Raw genomic sequence first — 18,156 nt, 5'->3', positions numbered from 1 at the left:
CCGGCCGGCGGGGTACCCTTATGGCGTATTACCCGCTTGTTTTATCGAGACATTATGGCGGGTATTTGGCCGCCCCTGTCAATCGGCAAAAGCCGGTCCGGCAGGGGCGGCCGGTACGCATCCTCCCGTGTCGACGCGCCCTACTTGGTGCGCCAGCCGAGCAGGCCGGCGCGGTCGTAGAGCCACGGGTACTGCGCCACCATCTTGCGCGCCTGGGTGGCCCGGTAGGCCAGCAGGCCGATGGCGATCAGGATGGCGGTGTCGATGATGAAGCCCGTGACCGACAGCAGGTCGCCGCCGAACAGGGCATACTGGAAGAACCGTTCCGCCACGCCGAGCAGGATGGTGTAGGGCACCACCTGCCACTGCGGCCGCCAGGTGGCGGCGATGGCGTTGCCGGTCATGTAGGCCAGCCAGCCGCCGACCACGCAGGTGAACAGCAGGAAGGCCAGCGGGTCCGATCCGAGGATGCTTTCCATCAGTGCCCCCCTTCCAGATAGGCGGCGCGGATTTCCGGGTTGGCGAGCAGCTCGCGCCCGGAGCCCGACATGGTGATGCGGCCGTTGACCATGACATAGGCGCGGTGGGCCAGCTTGAGCGCGTGGAACGCGTTCTGCTCCACCAGGAACACCGTCATGCCCTGGGTCTGGTTGATCTCCTTGATGGCCTCGAAGATCTGCTTCACCACCAGCGGCGCGATGCCGAGCGACGGCTCATCCAGCAGCAGCAGCTTCGGCCGGCTCATCAGCGCCCGGCCGATGGCGAGCATCTGCTGCTCGCCGCCCGACAGGGTGCCGCCGCGCTGGCCCTTGCGTTCCTCCAGGCGGGGGAACAGGTCGTAGACCCGGCGCAGATCCTTCTCGAAATGGGCCGGATCGGCGCGCAGGGCGCCCATCTGGAGGTTTTCGTAGACGGTCATGCGCGGGAAGATCCGCCGCCCTTCCGGCGACTGGGCGATGCCCAGTTCCACCAGCTTGTGGGTGGGGATGCGGGTGATGTCCTGCCCCTGGAAGATCACCTGCCCCTTGCTCGCCTGCGGGCTGCCGCAGACGGTCATCAGCAGGGTGGTCTTGCCGGCGCCGTTGGAGCCGATGAGGGTGACGATCTCGCCCTCGTTGACCTCCACATCCACGCCCTTCAGGGCATGGATCTGGCCGTAGTAGGTGTGTACGCCTGATACGCTGAGCATCTCAGCCCTGCCCTCCCCGCTCGTCATGACCCGTGCCGTGTGCCGGCATCTGGAGGTCGGCGGCGACCTCCTTGGGCAGGTCGTCCTCTTCGTCCTCGCCGAGATAGGCGCGGATCACCGCCGGGTCATTCCTGACCTCCACCGGCGAGCCGTCGGCGATCTTGCGGCCGTGGTCGAGCACCACGACGTGGTCGGAGATCTGCATGACCACGCTCATGTCGTGCTCGATGAGCAGGATGCCGATGCCCTCGGAATCCCGGATGCCGAGCAGAAGGTCGTTCAGCTCCAGCGATTCCTTGGGGTTGAGGCCGGCGGCCGGCTCGTCCAGGCACAGCAGGACGGGGCGGGTGCACATGGCGCGGCAGATTTCCAGACGGCGCTGGTCGCCGTAGGGCAGGCTGCCGGCTTCCCAGTCGGCGCGCTCGTACAGGCTGACCTTGTTCAGCCAGTACTTGGCAAGCTCCAGGGCCTCCTTCTCCGCCTGCCGGTAGGACGGCAGGTTGAGAAGGCCGCCGATGGTCCACATGGACGCCTTCATCAGGCGGTTGTGCTGGGCCACCATCAGGTTTTCCAGCACCGACATCTGCGGGAACAGACGGATGTTCTGGAAGGTACGGGCCACATCCGCCTTCTGCGTGATGCGGAACCCGTCCATGCGCTCCAGCAGGAAGTCGCCCTTCTCGGGGTGGTTCAGCTTCAGCCGGCCGACGGTCGGCTTGTAGAACCCGGTCAGGCAGTTGAACACCGTGGTCTTGCCGGCGCCGTTGGGGCCGATGAGGGCCGTGATCTCCCGCTGGTAGGCCTGGAACGACAGGTCGTCGATGGCCACCAGACCGCCGAACCGCATGGTGAGATGCTCGACGTCGAGCAGAATGGTCTTGTCGCTCATGATTGGCGCGCCCCTCACTTCGCCTGGACCGAGGCGGCGGCAAGCTCCGCCTCCTGCGCCTTCACCGCCTGGGCCTCGATGCCCGTCCGCGGCACGTAGCCGGGCGGGTGGAGGCGGACGGTGGGGTCGCGATGCGACAGCAGGCCGCGCGGACGCCACACCATGATCAGCACCATGGCAAGGCCGAACAGCAGCATGCGGTATTCCGCGAACCCGCGCAGCCATTCCGGCACGATCACCAGGACGAAGGCGGCGATGACGACGCCCATCTGGCTGCCCATGCCGCCCAGCACCACGATGGCGAGGATGATGGCGGACTCGATGAAGGTGAAGCTTTCCGGGCTGATGAAGCCCTGGCGGGTGGCGAAGAAGGCGCCCGCGAAACCGCCGAACATGGCGCCGATGGCGAAGGCCGACAGCTTGGTGTTGGTCGGGTTCATGCCGAGCGAGCGGCAGGCGATTTCATCCTCGCGCAGGGCTTCCCAGCCGCGGCCGACGGGCAGCTTGCGCACCCGCTGGGTAAAGGCGTTGGTGATCAGCGCCAGGATGAGGATGAGGAAATACAGGAAGACGATGCGGTGCATGCTCGAAAAATCGAGCCCGAACAGCTGGTGGAAGGACGTGACGTCCTCCGCCGGCGAGCGCTCGAACGGGAAGCCGAAGAAGCTCGGCCGTTCGATGCTGCCGATGCCGTCAGGACCGCGCGTCACCGGGTACCAGTTGATGAGGATGACGCGGATGATCTCGCCGAAGCCGAGCGTCACGATGGCCAGGTAGTCGCCGCGCAGGCGCAGCACCGGGAAGCCGAGGATGACGCCGAAGCTGGCGGCGAAGATGCCGGCCAGCGGCAGGCAGACCCAGAACGACAGGCCGAAGTGGGTCGACAGCAGGGCGTAGGAATAGGCCCCCACCGCATAGAACGCCACATAGCCGAGGTCGAGCAGGCCGGCCAGACCGACCACGATGTTGAGGCCCCAGCCGAGCATCACGTAGATCAGCAGCGTCGTGGCGATGTCGATCACGTAACGGTCGGCAAAGGGCAGGAACGGCAACGCGAAGGCGAAGATGACGCCGGCAAGGCCGATCCACACGTTAAGGCGGTGGAACTTCTCGCCGGCTGCCTTCAGGCGCGAGGAGGTGCGGGCGGCGGCGCCGCTCTTGGTGCGGATCTGGCCGCGCCAGCGTAGCACGGTCAGCACCATGCGGCCGAGGAACACCAGGCCGACGGCCCAGAAGAACAGTTCCCAGCGGGTCAGCAGGACCAGGTTCGGCCCGTCGTTGTTGGCCTGCAGGCCGAGGAAAGGCAGCGCCAGAATGGCGGCGACGCCGGCGGTTATGGCCGATTCCTTCAGTGCCGCGACCACGTCATACGGGCCTACGGACTTGGCGGCGGCCGCCGCCGAGGGGGAGGCAATGTCGCTCGCCATGGATCAGACCTTCTCGATCTCGGGTTTGCCGAGCAGGCCCGTGGGACGGAATATCAGCACCAGAACCAGGATGCCGAAGGTCGCCACGTCCTTGTACTCGATGGTGAAGTAGGCCGACCAGAAGGCCTCGATGAGACCGATCAGAAGGCCGCCCAGCATGGCGCCCGGCAGGGAGCCGATGCCGCCCAGCACCGCCGCCGTGAACGCCTTCATGCCGGCCAGGAAGCCGATGTAGAAGTCGATCACGCCGTACTGCAGGGTCACCATCAGGCCGGCCACCGCGGCCAGCACGGCACCCATGACGAAGGTGAGCGAGATGGTCCGGTCGACGTTGACGCCGATCAGGCCCGCCATCTTGCGGTCCTGCTCGCAGGCGCGCTGCTGCCGACCCATGGAGGTCTGCGTAATGACGTAGGTGAAGGCGACCATCAGGCCGATGGTCAGCACCCAGATGAACATCTGCAGGAACGACAGCTGCACCGTGAAGCCGTCCGGCCCCGTGTAGAGGGTGAAACCGCCCGAGATGATGGGCTGCAGCGGCTTGACGCGCGCGCCCTGGGTGATCTGGATGTAGTTCTGCAGCGCGATCGACATGCCGATCGCGGAAATCAGCGGCGCCAGGCGGAACGATCCGCGCAGCGGCCGATAGGCGATGCGCTCCACGGTCCAGCCGTAGGCCGCCGTGAACACCATGCCGACCACCAGCATGACAAGAAGCGCGAAGGGCACGCTGTCGATGCCGACGGTGCCGAGCACCAGGAAGGTGATGACCGACAGGAACGCGCCGATCATGTAGATCTCGCCGTGCGCGAAGTTGATCATGCCGATGATGCCATAGACCATGGTGTAGCCAATGGCGATCAGGCCATAGATCGACCCCAGCGTAACGCCGTTGATGAGCTGTTGGAGGAAGTAGGCCACCCTGCTGTTCCCCATGTTTAAATTTTTTTCAAGTCCCAGTTGCACGGTGGGACTAGCAAGGTCGGAAGCGTAATGGACCCAAACGGCCTGTCAAGAAGCTGCACCAACGCCCGTCATGAAATTTCCTTCTTGGATCATGACCTTTGAAAGGGTGTTTCGCGGAACAGACGTTTCGGCGAAACGGCATTGCGCGGACCATTTGTTGCACCGGCGAAGCAGCGATCCGGCCTGCTCGTCTGCGCGTAATGGCATCTGGTCAGCGGGCGCGAGTTGATCTATCTGTTCCGGGTTGGTTCCGAACCTGCAACCGGACCGACCCGCCTGCGCTCTCGCTTTTCCCGGAGTCTCCATGTCGCAGCAGTTCATCCGCGTCAGCGGCGCCCGCGAGCACAACCTGAAAAACATCGACGTCGCCCTGCCCCGCGACAAACTGGTGGTGATCACGGGCCTGTCGGGCTCCGGCAAGTCGTCGCTCGCCTTCGACACCATCTACGCCGAGGGACAGCGCCGCTATGTGGAGAGCCTGTCGGCCTATGCCCGCCAGTTCCTCGAACTGATGCAGAAGCCGGACGTCGAATCCATCGAAGGTCTGTCGCCCGCCATCTCCATCGAGCAGAAGACCACCTCGCGCAACCCGCGCTCCACGGTCGGGACGGTGACGGAGATCTACGACTACATGCGCCTTCTGTGGGCGCGCGTGGGCGTGCCGCACAGCCCGGCCACCGGCCTGCCTATCGAGAGCCAGACGGTCAGCCAGATGGTAGACCGCATCATGGAAATGGGCGACGGCACCCGCCTCTACCTGCTGGCCCCCATCGTGCGCGGCCGCAAGGGCGAGTACCGCAAGGAACTGCGCGAGCTGCAGGCCAAGGGCTTCCAGCGCGTCAAGGTCGACGGCGAGCTGTACGAGATCGACGAGGTGCCCGCCCTCAACAAGAAGGTGAAGCACGACATCGAGGTGGTGGTCGACCGCGTGGTGGTGAAGGAAGGGATCGAGAGCCGGCTGGCCGAATCCCTGGAAACCGCCCTCGACCTCACCGACGGCCTCGCCTTCGCCGAGGATGCCGGCAGCGGCGAGCGCACCACCTTCTCGGCCAAGTTCGCCTGCCCGGTCTCCGGCTTCACCATCGACGAGATCGAGCCGCGGCTGTTCTCCTTCAACAACCCCTTCGGCGCCTGCCCCACCTGCGATGGCCTGGGCGTGAAGATGTACTTCGACCCCATGCTGGTGGTGCCGGACGAGCGCCGGACCCTGCGCCAGGGCGCCGTGGCGCCGTGGGCCAGCACCGGCCAGGTGTCGCCCTACTACCAGCAGGCGCTGGAAAGCGTCGCCGCCCACTTCGGCTGCGACATGGACACGCCGTGGAAGGATCTGCCGGCGGACTTGCAGCGGGTGATCCTCGACGGCTCCGGCAGCACGCCGATCCGCATGAGCTACCGCGATGGCAACCGCGCCTTCACCACCGAGCGGCCGTTCGAGGGCGTCATCCCCAACGTCACCCGCCGCTACCGCGAGACCGAGTCGCAACATGTGCGCGACGAGTTCGACAAGTACCGCGCCTCCGCCCCCTGCGAGGCCTGCAACGGCAAGCGCCTGAAGCCCGAGGCGCTGGCGGTGAGGATCGCCGGCAAGGACATCTCCGAAGTCACCGACCTGTCCATCTCCGACGCCGGGGCGTGGTTCAGCGGCCTGGAAGCGCAGCTGAAGCTCAAGGACCGCGAGATCGCCAGCCGCATCCTGCGCGAGATCAACGAACGGCTGATGTTCCTCAACAACGTCGGGCTGGAATACCTGACCCTGTCGCGCACCTCCGGCACCCTGTCGGGCGGCGAGAGCCAGCGCATCCGGCTGGCATCGCAGATCGGCTCGGGCCTCACCGGTGTGCTCTATGTGCTCGACGAGCCCTCCATCGGCCTGCACCAGCGCGACAACGACCGCCTGCTGGCGACGCTGAAGCGGCTGCGCGACATCGGCAACACCGTGATCGTGGTGGAGCACGACGAGGACGCCATCCGCTGCGCCGACTATCTGGTCGACATGGGCCCCGGCGCCGGCCGCCACGGCGGCACGGTGGTGGCCGAGGGCACGCCCGACGAGGTGATGGCCAACGAGGCCTCGCTGACCGGCCAGTACCTCACCGGCCGCAAGTTCGTGCCGGTGCCGGCGGAACGGCGCAAGGGCAACGGCAAGGTGCTGAGCGTCGTCGGGGCGCGGGCCAACAACCTGCAGAACGTCACCGTCGACTTCCCGCTCGGCACCTTCACCTGCGTCACTGGCGTGTCGGGCGGCGGCAAGTCGTCGCTGGTGATCGAGACGCTGTACAAGGCGCTCGCCCGCACCCTGCACGGCGCCCGCGAGCACCCGGCCCCGCACGACCGCATCGACGGGCTGGTGCATATCGACAAGATCGTCGACATCGACCAGAGCCCCATCGGCCGCACGCCGCGCTCCAACCCCGCCACCTATTGCGGCGCCTTCACGCCCATCCGCGACTGGTTCGCCGGCCTGCCGGAGGCGCAGGCCCGCGGTTACAAGCCGGGTCGGTTCAGCTTCAACGTCAAGGGCGGCCGCTGCGAGGCGTGCCAGGGCGACGGCCTCATCAAGATCGAGATGCACTTCCTGCCCGACGTCTACGTCACCTGCGACGTCTGCAAGGGCAAGCGCTACAACCGCGAGACGCTGGACGTCACCTTCAAGGGCAAGTCCATCGCCGATGTGCTTGATATGACGGTGGAAGAGGCCGCCGACTTCTTCAAGGCGGTGCCCGCCATCCGCGACAAGATGGAGCTGCTGAAGCAGGTGGGCCTCGGCTACATCCACCTCGGCCAGCAGGCCACCACCCTTTCGGGCGGCGAGGCGCAGCGCGTGAAGCTGGCCAAGGAACTGTCCCGCCGCGCCACCGGCCGCACCCTCTACATCCTCGACGAGCCGACCACCGGCCTGCACTTCGAGGACGTCCGCAAGCTGATGGAGGTGCTGCACCAGCTGGTGGAGACGGGCAACACGGTGGTGGTGATCGAGCACAACCTGGAGGTCATCAAGACCGCCGACTGGATCATCGACATCGGCCCCGAAGGCGGATCGGGCGGCGGCCGCGTGGTGGCCGCCGGCACGCCGGAGCACATCGTGACGGCGGACGACAGCTACACCGGCCGCTACCTCAAGCCCTACCTGACCAACACCGCCACCCGGCTGCGGGCGTGACGGGGGAGTCCCCGGGCACAACCGCCTCCGCCTTCCTCTAACCGCTTGGTGTCTTTGTGCCTGTGTGTTTCCCCTCGCAAGCCAGAGGATGAGGCACGCCCAGGCCCCGCCGCCTCCTGGTCCAGCAACCAGGACTTGCGGCGGAGGCCGCCGGCGTGGTCTGCCTTGGCGGCAGCGATTGTTTAACCACCAAGACACAAAGACACCAAGGCGGCGTGCGGGCTGAGGCGATCTGTCTCAAGTGGCCGGCTTCAGGATGTATAGCGGCCGCAGGCCGCAGGATTATCAAACACCGACGTCTTCGCCCTGCTCCGCTCTCCCTGGTGTCTTTGTGTCTTGGTGGTTCCCCTCGCAAGCCAGAGGATGAGGCACGCCCAGCCCCACCGTCTCGTGGCCCAGCAAACCAGGCCTTGCGGCGGAGGCCGCCGGCGTAGCCTGCCGTGGCGGCGGCGATTGTTTAGCCACCAAGGCACAAAGACACCAAGGCGGCGTGCAGGCTGAGGCGATCTGCTTCAAAAGGCCGACTTCAGGATGTATAGCGGCCGTAGGCCGCAGGATTATCAAGCACCGGCCTACTCGCCCTGCTCCGCCCTCCTTGGTGTCTTTGTGTCTTGGTGGTTCCACCCCGCGGCCGAAATGATGCACCACGGCGACCATCCTGCACCGCCCTCTTGGTGTACTTGGTGCCTTGGTGGCTAAACAACCGCCTCCCGCTGACCCGCCGCCTCATGGTCCAGCAGCCAGGCCTTGCGGTGGAGGCCGCCGGCGTAGCCGGTGAGGGCGCCGCGGCCGCCGATCAGGCGGTGGCAGGGGATGACGAGGCTGATCGGGTTGGCGCCGTTGGCGCTGCCCACCGCCCGCGCGGCCGACGACGGCAGGCCGAGCCGGGCCGCCATCGCGCCGTAGCTCAGGCGCTCGCCGGGGCGGAGGGTGCGCAGGGCGTCCCAGACGCGGGTCTGAAAGGGCGTGCCGCGGGCCGCCTTCGGCACCGCCGCCAGCGCGTCCGGATCATCGCCGAAGTAGGCCGCGAGCGGTGCGGCGACCCAGGCGGGCACTGGCGTCTCCGGGCCATCGCACCCGGCCCGCCGCAGCAGGGCGGCCAGGCGGGGGCCGCTGTCGGTGAAGTCGAGCACCACCAGCGCCCCGTCGCGCCACCCGGCCGTCATGGCGCCGAGCGGCGTCGACAGCTGGCCCCAGGCGGCGGCGCTGGCGGTCAGGGCGTGTGGCTCCGGCTGCGCAGCAGGAACTCGCGTCCCACCTTCACCCGTGGCTGGCCGTCGTATTCCACGATGTCGGCGGTGGCGTAGGTCTCGCCCCACTCGGCGGGCAGGTAGCTGCCGGTGCCGATGACGTCGATGGGCGCATTGGCGAGCGCCATCACCTGGCACTTGGCCGGCGAGAACCCCGACGAGGCGACGATCTTCACCTGCCGGAAGCCGGCGGCGTTCAGCTGTTCCCGCGTGTACCAGATGGCGGCGGCGGACACGCCGGTGCCGATCAGGTGGCGCAGTTCCGTCTCGGTGCGATAGCCGCGGATGGCCTTCGGCGCATTGCGCTCCAGCACCTCATAGCTCGCCTGGGTGTCGAGCCCTTCGACATAGCGGCCGCCGTGGGTATCCAGGCGCACGCCGATGCGCCCCTGCTCCGCCAGTTCGGGGAAGCGGCGGCAGACGGCGAGGCTGTCGGTGATTTCCTGCCCGAAGTAGTCGACCAGCACGATGAGCATCTGGTCGGGGAAGGTCTCGTGGAACATCTCGGCGGCGCGCACGGTGGAGCCGGCATAGCCGATGAGGGCGTGCGGCATGGTGCCGCGGCCCTCGGTCTCGCCGAAGAAGTGCGCCGTGGCATCGGTGGCGTTGCCGACGAAGCCCACCGCCCCCACCCGCCGCCGGGCTGCCGCGCTGCCGACCGAGGCGGCATAGGCCATCAGCTCGGCCATCTCGGTGCCGGCGCAGTGGCGGGCATCCATGGCGAGGAAGGCGACGTGCGGCAGTTCCTCGCACATGGCATGGGCGTTGTAGGCGGCGACGCAGGCCGCCCCCAGCTTCTGCAGGAACAGGGTTTCCAGGTCCACCAGCGCCGCGAAGGAGCCGCGGATGTAGGCCATCGGCTCGCCGGCGCCGACCCAGTCGCCCTCGCGGTAGCGTTCCTCGATCTCCACCGTCTGGCCGCGTTCGCGGCAGATGTGGCGGAGCCATTCGCAGGCCAGGCGGCCGGCATAGAGCACCGGCCGGCGCATGAAGACGGCGTAGACCACCTGGGCATCGCCGAACTTCAGCACCACGTCGCGGGTACGGCGGAAATACTTGTCGGTCCAGTCGGGCAGTTCGTCCAGGCTGGGCCACAGGATCACCGGGTCGGGTTTGCTCCCGTCCATTCCTTCCTCCGGAAACCGGCGGCGGTGGCCTGGCCGGATCGAGTTACTGCGCTGCGGTTGCCGCGCTGACCTGCTGGGACCGCTCTTCCTTCAACGCTTCAGAGATCAGGAAGGCAAGCTCCAGCGACTGGCTGGCATTGAGACGCGGATCACACAGCGTATCGTAGCGGTCGGCAAGGCCCGCTTCGGTGATGGCTTGGGCGCCACCGATACATTCGGTGACGTCGCGGCCGGTCATTTCGAAGTGGACGCCGCCGGCGTGGGTGCCTTCCATGCGGTGGACGGCGAAGAAGCCGCGCACCTCTTCCAGCACGCTGTCGAAGGAGCGGGTCTTGAAGCCGCTGCTGGCCTTGATGGTGTTGCCGTGCATGGGATCGCAGGCCCACACCACCTTGCGGCCCTCGTTCTTGATGCGGCGCACCAGGGCGGGCAGGTTCTTCTGCACCTTCTCGGCGCCCATGCGGACGATGACGGTCAGGCGGCCCGGCTCGTTCTTGGGGTTGAGCTGGTCGCACAGGCGCAGCAGGTCGTCGCCCGAGGTGGTCGGGCCGGCCTTCACGCCGATGGGGTTCTCGACGCCGCGCAGGAATTCCACATGCGCCTCGTCCGGGTTGCGGGTGCGCTCGCCGATCCACAGCATGTGGGCGGAGCAGTCGTACCACTTGCCGGTGGTGGAATCGACGCGGGTCAGCGCCTGCTCGTAGGGCAGCAGCAGCGCTTCATGGCTGGTGTAGAAGCTGGTCTCGCGCAGCTGCGGCACGCGGTCCGGCGTCAGGCCGCAGGCCTCCATGAAGGCGAGGCTTTCGCCGATGCGGTTGGCCAGTTCCTCGTAGCGGTGGCCCTGCGGGCTGTGGTCCAGGAAGCCCAGCGTCCACTGGTGGACCTTGTGCAGGTCGGCATAGCCGCCGGTGGCGAAGGCGCGCAGCAGGTTGAGCGTGGCGGCCGACTGGTTGTAGCCGCGCACCATGCGCTCGGGGTCGGGCACGCGGGCTTCGGCGGTGAATTCCGGGCCGTTGACGATGTCGCCGCGGTAGCTCGGCAGTTCCAGGCCGTCGATCACCTCGGTGGGGGCAGAACGCGGCTTGGCGAACTGGCCGGCCATGCGGCCGACCTTCACGATCGGGCAGGAGGCGCCGAAGGTGAGCACAACGGCCATCTGCAGCAGCACGCGGAAGGTGTCGCGGATGCCGTCGGCGGAGAATTCGCTGAAGCTTTCGGCGCAGTCGCCGCCCTGCAGCAGGAACGCCTTGCCCTCGCACACCTCGGCCAGGGCCTTCTTGAGGTTGCGCGCCTCGCCGGCGAAGACCAGCGGCGGCATGGCCCGCAGGGTGGCTTCGGTGGCCGCCAGCTTGTCGGCGTCGGGATAGACCGGGACCTGCTGAATCGGCTTGCTTCTCCAGCTGTCCGGCGTCCAGGTCCCAGGCATATCGGCAATTCCCTTACACAGATCGCTCGCGCGTGTTCATGGAAGGATCACGGTATACGACGCGGACGACCCGAATGCAACGATTCGGGTCGTCCGGCGTGGCAGAAGCCGGGTGATCGGCCGGCGTCTTATTCGGTGTGGTCGGTGGCGGGGTCCGGCACCGGATCGCGCATGGTGACGAACTCCTCCGCCGCCGTCGGGTGGATGCCGACGGTGGCGTCGAACTGCTTCTTGGTGGCGCCGCACTTCAGCGCGATGGCGATGCCCTGGATGATTTCCGGCGCATCGACGCCCAGCATGTGGGCACCCAGCACCTTGTCCGTCTCCGGGTGGACGATGAGCTTCATCACCGTCCGTTCCTCGCGGCCCGACAGGGTGTACTTCATGGGCCGGAAGCGGCTGAGGTAGACCTTCACCTTGCCCACCTTGCGCCGCGCTTCCTCCTCGCTCATGCCGACGGAGCCGACCGGCGGCTGGCTGAACACGGCCGAGGCCACGTTGTCGTAATCCATGACCATGGGGTTGTCGTGGAAGAAGGTCTCGGCGAAGCAACGGCCCTCGTTGATGGCCACCGGCGTCAGGTTGATGCGGTCGGTGACGTCGCCAACGGCGAAGATGCTGTCGACGCTGGTGCGGTTGTGTTCGTCGACGATGACGGCGCCGCTGTCGGTCAGCCGCACGCCCGCTTCCTCCAGCCCCAGGCCCCTGGTGTTGGGCGCGCGGCCGGTGGCGTACATCACCAGGTCGGTCTCGTGCTCCTCGCCGCCGGCCAGGCGCAGGTTGAAGGCGCCGTCGGGGCATTTCTCGATTGAGCGGACGGTGGTCTCGCAGCGCAGGTCGATGCCCTTGCGCAGCAGTTCCTCCTGCAGCGCCGCCCGGATGGTGTGGTCGAAGCCGCGCAGGATCATTTCCTTGCGGATCAGCAGGGTGACCTGGGCGCCGAGGGCGTGGAAGATGCCGGCGAACTCCACCGCGATGTAGCCGCCGCCGACGATGGTCACCCGCTTGGGCAGGGTCGGCAGGTCCAGCGCCTCGTTCGACGTGATGGCGTGCTCGATGCCGGGAATGTCGGGCAGCGTCGGCCAGCCGCCGACCGCCAGCAGGATCTTGTCGGCCGTGTAGGTCTTGCCGTCGACGGCCACCGTGTGGGCATCGACGATGGTGCCGCGGCCGCGCAGCAGCTCCACCTTGTTGTCGCGCAGGATGCGTTCATAGACGCCTTCCAGGCGCTCCAGCTCGCGGTCCTTGTTGGCGATCAGGGTCGGCCAGTCGAAGCGGGTTTCGCCGACGCTCCAGCCGTAGCCCTTGGCGTCCTCGAAGTCCTCGGCGAAGTGGGCGCCGTAGACCAGCAGCTTCTTCGGCACGCAGCCGCGCATGACGCAGGTGCCGCCGACGCGCGAGTTTTCCACGATCGCGACCTTGTGGCCCCAGCCGCCGGCCAGCCGCGTCGCCCGCACGCCGCCGGACCCGGCTCCGATGGTGATGAGGTCGTAATCGTACTGCGCCATGGCGTCGGGTTCCTCCTGCGGTGACGGACGGGGGACGGAGCGCCCCACATGGGGGGCGCCCCACGATGCCGCAAGCGGAGGGCCGGGCGCAACCGGCCGTTCGGCCGGTCAGGTATCCTCGTACTCCGACGGCGGCACCACCTCGCCCGGTTCCGCCCCGTGCGGCGGCGGTTCGGCGGAGGGCGGCAGCGGCGGCGTGGCGGGCGCCCCGCCCTCGCCCTGTTCGGTGAAGCCGTCGAAGAACCGCTGCATCTTGCGGAACTGGTCGGCCACCCACGGCTTGGCCGAGTCGTAGCCCGCCTTGGCCTCGCACACCGCCCGGTCGGCGGCGCACGACGCCTGACAGCCGGCCGAGGCCGCCGCATCATCGGCGTAGGAGCGTTCGCAGCGGGCGACACAGGCATCGAAGGTCTGGCCGCAGGCCGCCGCCGCCTGCTCGTCGGCGGCTTGTGCGGAGGCGGCCTGGACGACGACAAGCGCCAGCGCGAGAACGGCAGGCAGGACGGAAAGCGAGCGCGGCACGATGGGCTCCTGGCCGGTGGACGGGCCTGTAGTGTCGTCGCAAAAGGTGGCGACACCAAGACCAACGGGTGCCGGCGCCGGAGGCTCAGATGTCTTCCACCACCGCCGTGCGCTCGCCGCCGGCGTCGCCGGTATTCACCACCGTGGAGGGCTCCAGCAGCATGACCTCGCACTCCGCCTCGGCCACCGGCTTGTGCTCCACCCCGCGCGGCACCACGTGCAGCTCACCGGCGGAGAGGGTGACGCGGCGGTCGCGGTAGTCGATGTGCAGGGTGCCGCGGTGGACGAAGAACAGCTCGTCGGTGTCGTCGTGCTTGTGCCAGACGAACTCGCCCTGCACCTTCACCAGCCGCACGTCGTAATCGTTCAGCCGCGCCGCCCGCTTCGGCTGCCACTGATCGGTGAACGAGGCGAACCGTGCCGCCAGATTGACCACATCGCCCATGGCCGGAGCCTCCCGTTATCGCCGTTGCTTCGCTACAGCCTCGGTGGAACGGGGCACCCCGGCCAGGGCCGCATGGCGTCACTCCACCGTGACACTCTTCGCCAGGTTGCGCGGCTGGTCGACGTCGGTGCCCTTCAGCACCGCCGTGTGGTAGGCCAGCAGCTGCACCGGGATGGCGTAGAGGATGGGCGCGACAAAGGGGTTCACCGCCGGCATGGGAATGGCGTAGAGCGCCGTTTCGCTCATGCGCTGCACGCCGTGGGCGTCGGAGAAGAACACCACCTTGCCGCCGCGCGCCACCGTCTCCTGCACGTTCGACGCGGTCTTCTCGAACAGGTCGTCGTCCTCGTCCGGGGCGATGACGATGACCGGCACGGTCTCGTCGATCAGCGCGATGGGGCCGTGCTTCATCTCGCCCGCCGCATACCCTTCGGCGTGGATGTAGCTGATTTCCTTCAGCTTCAGCGCCCCTTCCAGGGCGATGGCGTAGGACGTGCCGCGCCCGAGGTAGAGCACGTCGCGGGCATCGGCGACAAACTGGGCGATGTCGCGGATGCGCTCGTCATGGGCCAGCACCTCGGCGGCGCGGCCCGGCACCTCGGCCAGCGCGCCCGACAGCGCCTGTTCCGTCTTGCGGTCGATGGCGCCCTTGGCGCGGGCGAGCGCAATGGTGAAGCAGGCCAGCACGGTCAGCTGCGTCGTGAACGCCTTGGTGGAGGCGACGCCGATCTCCGGCCCCGCCAGGGTGTGCAGCACGGCGTGGCTTTCGCGCGCCATGGAGCTTTCCGGCGAGTTGACGATGGCGATGGTGTTCTGCCCCTCCGCCTTGCAGTGGCGCAGGGCGGCAAGCGTGTCGGCGGTTTCGCCCGACTGGCTGATGAACAGCGCCAGGCCGCCGTCGGTCAGCACCGGGCGGCGATAGCGGAACTCGCTCGCCACGTCGATTTCCACGGGCACGCGGGCGAGTCGCTCGATCCAGTACTTGGCGACCAGACCGGCGTAATAGCTGGTGCCGCAGGCGACGATGGTCACCTTGGGCACGGCGGCCAGATCGAAGGGCAGGTCCGGCAGGGTGATGGAGCCCTGCGCCGGGTTGTACATGGCGTTGAGCGTGTCGCCGATGACCTGCGGCTGCTCGAAGATCTCCTTGGCCATGAAGTGGCGATGCTCGCCCTTGCCGATGAGGGCGCCGGACAGTGCCGTCTGCCGCACCTCGCGCGCCGCCGGCTGGTCTTCGGCGTCGTAGAAGGTGGCGCCTTCCAGGGTCAGCACCACCATGTCGCCTTCTTCCAGATAGGCGATGCGCTGGGTGAGCGGCGCCAGCGCCAGCGCGTCGGAGCCGAGGAACATCTCGCCGTCGCCGTAGCCCACCGCCAGCGGGCTGCCCATGCGGGCGCCGATGAGCAGGTCGTGGCGGCCGGCGATGAGGATGCCGAGCGCGAAGGCGCCGTGCAGGCGCTTCAGGCTGCGCTGCACCGCCTCCACCGGCTGCAGGCCCTGGTCCAGGTGGTGGTGGATCAGGTGGACCACCACCTCGGTGTCGGTGTCGCTTTCGAAGGTGCGACCGACGGCCTGGAGTTCCGCCTTCAGTTCCTGGAAGTTCTCGATGATGCCGTTGTGCACCACCGCCACGCGGGAGGATGCGTGCGGATGGGCGTTCACCTCGTTCGGGCGGCCGTGGGTGGCCCAGCGGGTGTGGCCGATGCCGACGGTGCCGTCGATGGGCTTTTCGCGCACGCGGGCGTCGAGGTTGGCGATCTTGCCCTCGGCGCGGCGGCGGTCGATGGAGCCGTTGACCAGCGTCGCGATGCCGGCCGAATCATAGCCGCGATACTCCAGCCGGCGCAGGCCGTCGATGAGCAGCGGCGCCACTTCCTGCCGTCCGATGATGCCGACGATGCCGCACATGGATCAGGCCTCCTTCTTGCGCTGTGCCTTGAGCGCGGCCATGCGCTCGCGGAACCGGATGGCCCAGCCGCCGCGGGAGATCTGCTCTCCGCGGGCAACGGCCAGGGCGTTGGACTCGACGTCATGGGTCACCACCGAGCCGGCGCCGACGATGGCGCCGTCGCCGATGCGCACCGGCGCCACCAGGGCGCTGTTGGAGCCGATGAAGGCGCCGGCGCCGATGTCGGTGTGGTACTTCATGAAGCCGTCGTAGTTGCAGGTGATGGTGCCGGCGCCGATGTTGGCTCCGGCGCCGACGCGGGCATCGCCGATATAGGTCAGGTGGTTGACCTTGGCGCCCGGCTCGACCACTGCCTTCTTGATTTCGACGAAGTTGCCGATGTGGGCGCCCTCGCCCACCGCCGCGCCGGGGCGCAGGCGAGCGTAGGGGCCGAGGATGGCGCCGGTGTCCACCGTGCAGTCCTCGAAATGGCAGAAGCCCTTGATCTCCACGTCGTCGCCGATGGTGACGCCGGGGCCGAAGGTGACGAAGGGGCCGATGCGGACGTCGCGGCCGATGCGGGTGTCGTGGCTGAGGAACACTGTCTCCGGCGCCGTCAGGGTGGCGCCGTTGTCCATGGCGGCGCGGCGCAGGCGGGCCTGCAGCACGCCCTCGGCCACCGCCAGTTCGGCCCGGCTGTTGACGCCCAGAAGCTCGTCCTCCGCCCCCTCCACCACGGCGCAGGTCAGCCCGTCGGCGCGGGCCAGGGCGACGATGTCGGTCAGGTAGAACTCGCCCTTGGCATTGTCATTGCCGACGCGGTCCAGCAGCCCGAACAGCCGCGCCCCGTCGATGCACATGACGCCGGAGTTGCACAGCGGGATCGCCAGCTGCTCGGCCGTCGCCTCCTTGGCCTCGACGATGGCTTCCAGGCTGTCGCCCTGCATCACCAGGCGGCCGTAGGCGCCCGGCTGGGCGGGGCGGAAGCCGAGCACCACCACCGCCGGCTGCGGTGCGGTGCGGCGGGCGGCCAGCATGCGCTCCAGGGTTTCCGGGGCGATCAGCGGCGTGTCGCCGTAGAGCACCAGAACGTCGCCGTCGAAACCCTCCAGCTCGCGGCGGGCCTGCAGCACGGCATGGGCGGTGCCCAGGCGGTCGGCCTGCACCACCGTCGGGCGCGGCGCCACGGTGCGGCTGACGATGTCCATGTCGGGGCCGATGACCACCACCGTGCGTTCGGCGGCGATGCGGTCGACCGTCGCCAGCAGGTGGCTGACCATGGGGCGGCCGCCGATGGGGTGCATGACCTTGGGCAGGGCCGACTTAATGCGCGTGCCCATGCCGGCGGCGAGGACGATGGCGGCGGTTTTGCTTTTGCTCATGGATTCCGAGGTAGGCTAGATAAGGTTTGGATACGCTGCGGCGGACAGTGCCACAGGTGACGGCCTCCGCCAAAACAAACATTGTTTCACCGTGTTGCAGGACGGCATGACCACTTCCCCACCGCTCGCGCTCCTTTTCGATCTCGACGGCACGCTGGTTCACAGCCTGCCCGACCTGACGCTCGCCCTGAACCGCCTGCTGGCGGAGGAAGGGCGGCGCCCCGTTTCCGAACCGGAAGTGGCCCGCATGGTCGGCGACGGCGCCCGCGTGCTGGTCGAGCGCGCCTTCATCGCCACCGGTGCGGCAGCCGGCGAGCCCGATCTGGACATGCTCACCGGCCGCTTCGTCAGCATCTATGAGACGGCAGCCACGGGCGGAACACAACCCTACCCTGGCGTCGTAAGCACGCTTGTGAAGCTGGCCGAGCGCGGACACCCGATGGCGGTATGCACGAACAAGCCCTATCGGCCGACCATGGTCCTCCTGGAGGCGCTAGACCTTCTGCGTTTCTTCCCGGTGGTGATCGGCGGTGGGTCGACCGCCGAACGCAAGCCGCACCCGCAGCCGGTGCTGGCGGCGCTCGCGGGGCTGGGCGCATCGGCCTCGCGGGCGCTGATGGTCGGCGACGGCCTCAACGACGTGCTGGCGGCGCGTGGCGCGGGGGTGCCGTGCGTCTGCGTCTCTTACGGCTATCCCCATGGTGCGGTGGAAGAATTCGGCGCGCTGGCGGTCATCGACCGGTTTACCGACCTGCCGGCGATCATCGCGAAGAATTTTTGAAAAAAGGGTTTGACAGGGGGGCCTCGGGCTTCGTATATACCGGCTCCCACGACGGAGGCACCGCCGAACGGCACCGCCCCCGACGGGGACCGAGAGAGATGGGCGATTAGCTCAGCGGGAGAGCACACCCTTCACACGGGTGGGGTCGTAGGTTCAATCCCTACATCGCCCACCATCTCCTCTCAGGAATGACATC

General features: G+C 67.9%; 15 protein-coding genes and 1 tRNA gene. 3 read left to right on the top strand and 13 right to left on the bottom strand.

The window, feature by feature from the left end; translation table 11 throughout:
• Positions 1-140: 140 nt before the first annotated feature.
• From ABD056_RS00860 to ABD056_RS00840, 5 genes are read right to left on the bottom strand one after another with little or no spacing between them, the layout of a single operon-like run.
• On the bottom strand, positions 141-479 hold the full coding sequence (locus ABD056_RS00860; protein ID WP_343863480.1) for a DUF6867 family protein: 339 nt from the start codon (positions 477-479) through the stop codon (positions 141-143).
• On the bottom strand, positions 479-1,189 hold the full coding sequence (locus tag ABD056_RS00855) for an ABC transporter ATP-binding protein (RefSeq protein WP_343863478.1): 711 nt from the start codon (positions 1,187-1,189) through the stop codon (positions 479-481). Before ABD056_RS00855 ends, ABD056_RS00860 begins: the two co-directional genes overlap by 1 nt.
• 1 nt (position 1,190) lies before the next feature.
• Complete coding sequence (locus tag ABD056_RS00850; protein WP_343863476.1) at positions 1,191-2,078, bottom strand: ABC transporter ATP-binding protein; 888 nt, start codon at positions 2,076-2,078, stop codon at positions 1,191-1,193.
• Positions 2,079-2,092: 14 nt separating this feature from the next.
• Entirely contained in the window at positions 2,093-3,505 is a 1,413-nt protein-coding gene (gene livM, locus ABD056_RS00845; protein WP_343863474.1) for a high-affinity branched-chain amino acid ABC transporter permease LivM, read from the bottom strand.
• 3 nt (positions 3,506-3,508) lie between these two features.
• Positions 3,509-4,426: an ABC transporter permease subunit gene (locus ABD056_RS00840; protein WP_343863744.1), complete on the bottom strand. Its 918-nt coding sequence runs from the start codon at positions 4,424-4,426 to the stop codon at positions 3,509-3,511.
• Positions 4,427-4,775: 349 nt separating this feature from the next.
• On the opposite strand from ABD056_RS00840, the gene uvrA reads away from it, so the two are divergent.
• The gene (gene uvrA, locus ABD056_RS00835; protein WP_343863472.1) at positions 4,776-7,631 is read left to right on the top strand and encodes an excinuclease ABC subunit UvrA; all 2,856 of its coding nucleotides are present in this window, start codon (positions 4,776-4,778) and stop codon (positions 7,629-7,631) included.
• Positions 7,632-8,326: 695 nt separating this feature from the next.
• Here uvrA and ABD056_RS00830 read toward each other — a convergent pair.
• From ABD056_RS00830 to glmU, 8 genes are all read right to left on the bottom strand, one after another.
• Positions 8,327-8,797: a methylated-DNA--[protein]-cysteine S-methyltransferase gene (locus tag ABD056_RS00830; protein WP_343863470.1), complete on the bottom strand. Its 471-nt coding sequence runs from the start codon at positions 8,795-8,797 to the stop codon at positions 8,327-8,329.
• A 47-nt stretch (positions 8,798-8,844) separates the two neighbouring features.
• Positions 8,845-10,008 (bottom strand): nicotinate phosphoribosyltransferase, encoded by a 1,164-nt coding sequence (locus ABD056_RS00825; protein ID WP_343863468.1) that lies wholly within the window; start codon positions 10,006-10,008, stop codon positions 8,845-8,847.
• Between the two features lie 43 nt (positions 10,009-10,051).
• Positions 10,052-11,434: a class II 3-deoxy-7-phosphoheptulonate synthase gene (locus ABD056_RS00820; protein WP_343863466.1), complete on the bottom strand. Its 1,383-nt coding sequence runs from the start codon at positions 11,432-11,434 to the stop codon at positions 10,052-10,054.
• 128 nt (positions 11,435-11,562) lie between these two features.
• On the bottom strand, positions 11,563-12,942 hold the full coding sequence (gene gor / locus ABD056_RS00815) for a glutathione-disulfide reductase (protein ID WP_343863464.1): 1,380 nt from the start codon (positions 12,940-12,942) through the stop codon (positions 11,563-11,565).
• A 108-nt stretch (positions 12,943-13,050) separates the two neighbouring features.
• Positions 13,051-13,464, bottom strand: coding sequence for a hypothetical protein (locus ABD056_RS00810; protein ID WP_343863462.1), 414 nt, complete (start codon positions 13,462-13,464; stop codon positions 13,051-13,053).
• A gap of 85 nt (positions 13,465-13,549) precedes the next feature.
• Entirely contained in the window at positions 13,550-13,909 is a 360-nt protein-coding gene (locus ABD056_RS00805; protein ID WP_343863460.1) for a cupin domain-containing protein, read from the bottom strand.
• A gap of 78 nt (positions 13,910-13,987) precedes the next feature.
• Positions 13,988-15,817, bottom strand: a complete 1,830-nt coding sequence (gene glmS, locus ABD056_RS00800) for a glutamine--fructose-6-phosphate transaminase (isomerizing) (RefSeq protein ID WP_343863459.1) — start codon at positions 15,815-15,817, stop codon at positions 13,988-13,990.
• Positions 15,818-15,820: 3 nt separating this feature from the next.
• Positions 15,821-17,179, bottom strand: a complete 1,359-nt coding sequence (gene glmU / locus ABD056_RS00795; protein WP_343863458.1) for a bifunctional UDP-N-acetylglucosamine diphosphorylase/glucosamine-1-phosphate N-acetyltransferase GlmU — start codon at positions 17,177-17,179, stop codon at positions 15,821-15,823.
• A gap of 106 nt (positions 17,180-17,285) precedes the next feature.
• Here glmU and gph point away from each other — a divergent pair, with 106 nt between their 5' ends.
• Entirely contained in the window at positions 17,286-17,960 is a 675-nt protein-coding gene (gene gph / locus ABD056_RS00790) for a phosphoglycolate phosphatase (RefSeq protein ID WP_343863457.1), read from the top strand.
• A 100-nt stretch (positions 17,961-18,060) separates the two neighbouring features.
• Positions 18,061-18,135: transfer RNA gene (locus ABD056_RS00785), tRNA-Val, on the top strand.
• Positions 18,136-18,156 lie beyond the last annotated feature (21 nt).

The organism is Caenispirillum bisanense, assembly GCF_039523075.1.
In the GTDB taxonomy this organism is placed as follows: domain Bacteria; phylum Pseudomonadota; class Alphaproteobacteria; order Rhodospirillales; family Rhodospirillaceae; genus Caenispirillum; species Caenispirillum bisanense.
Note: the sequence above shows the minus strand (reverse complement) of the source record. Positions and strands in the feature narration are given on the sequence as shown.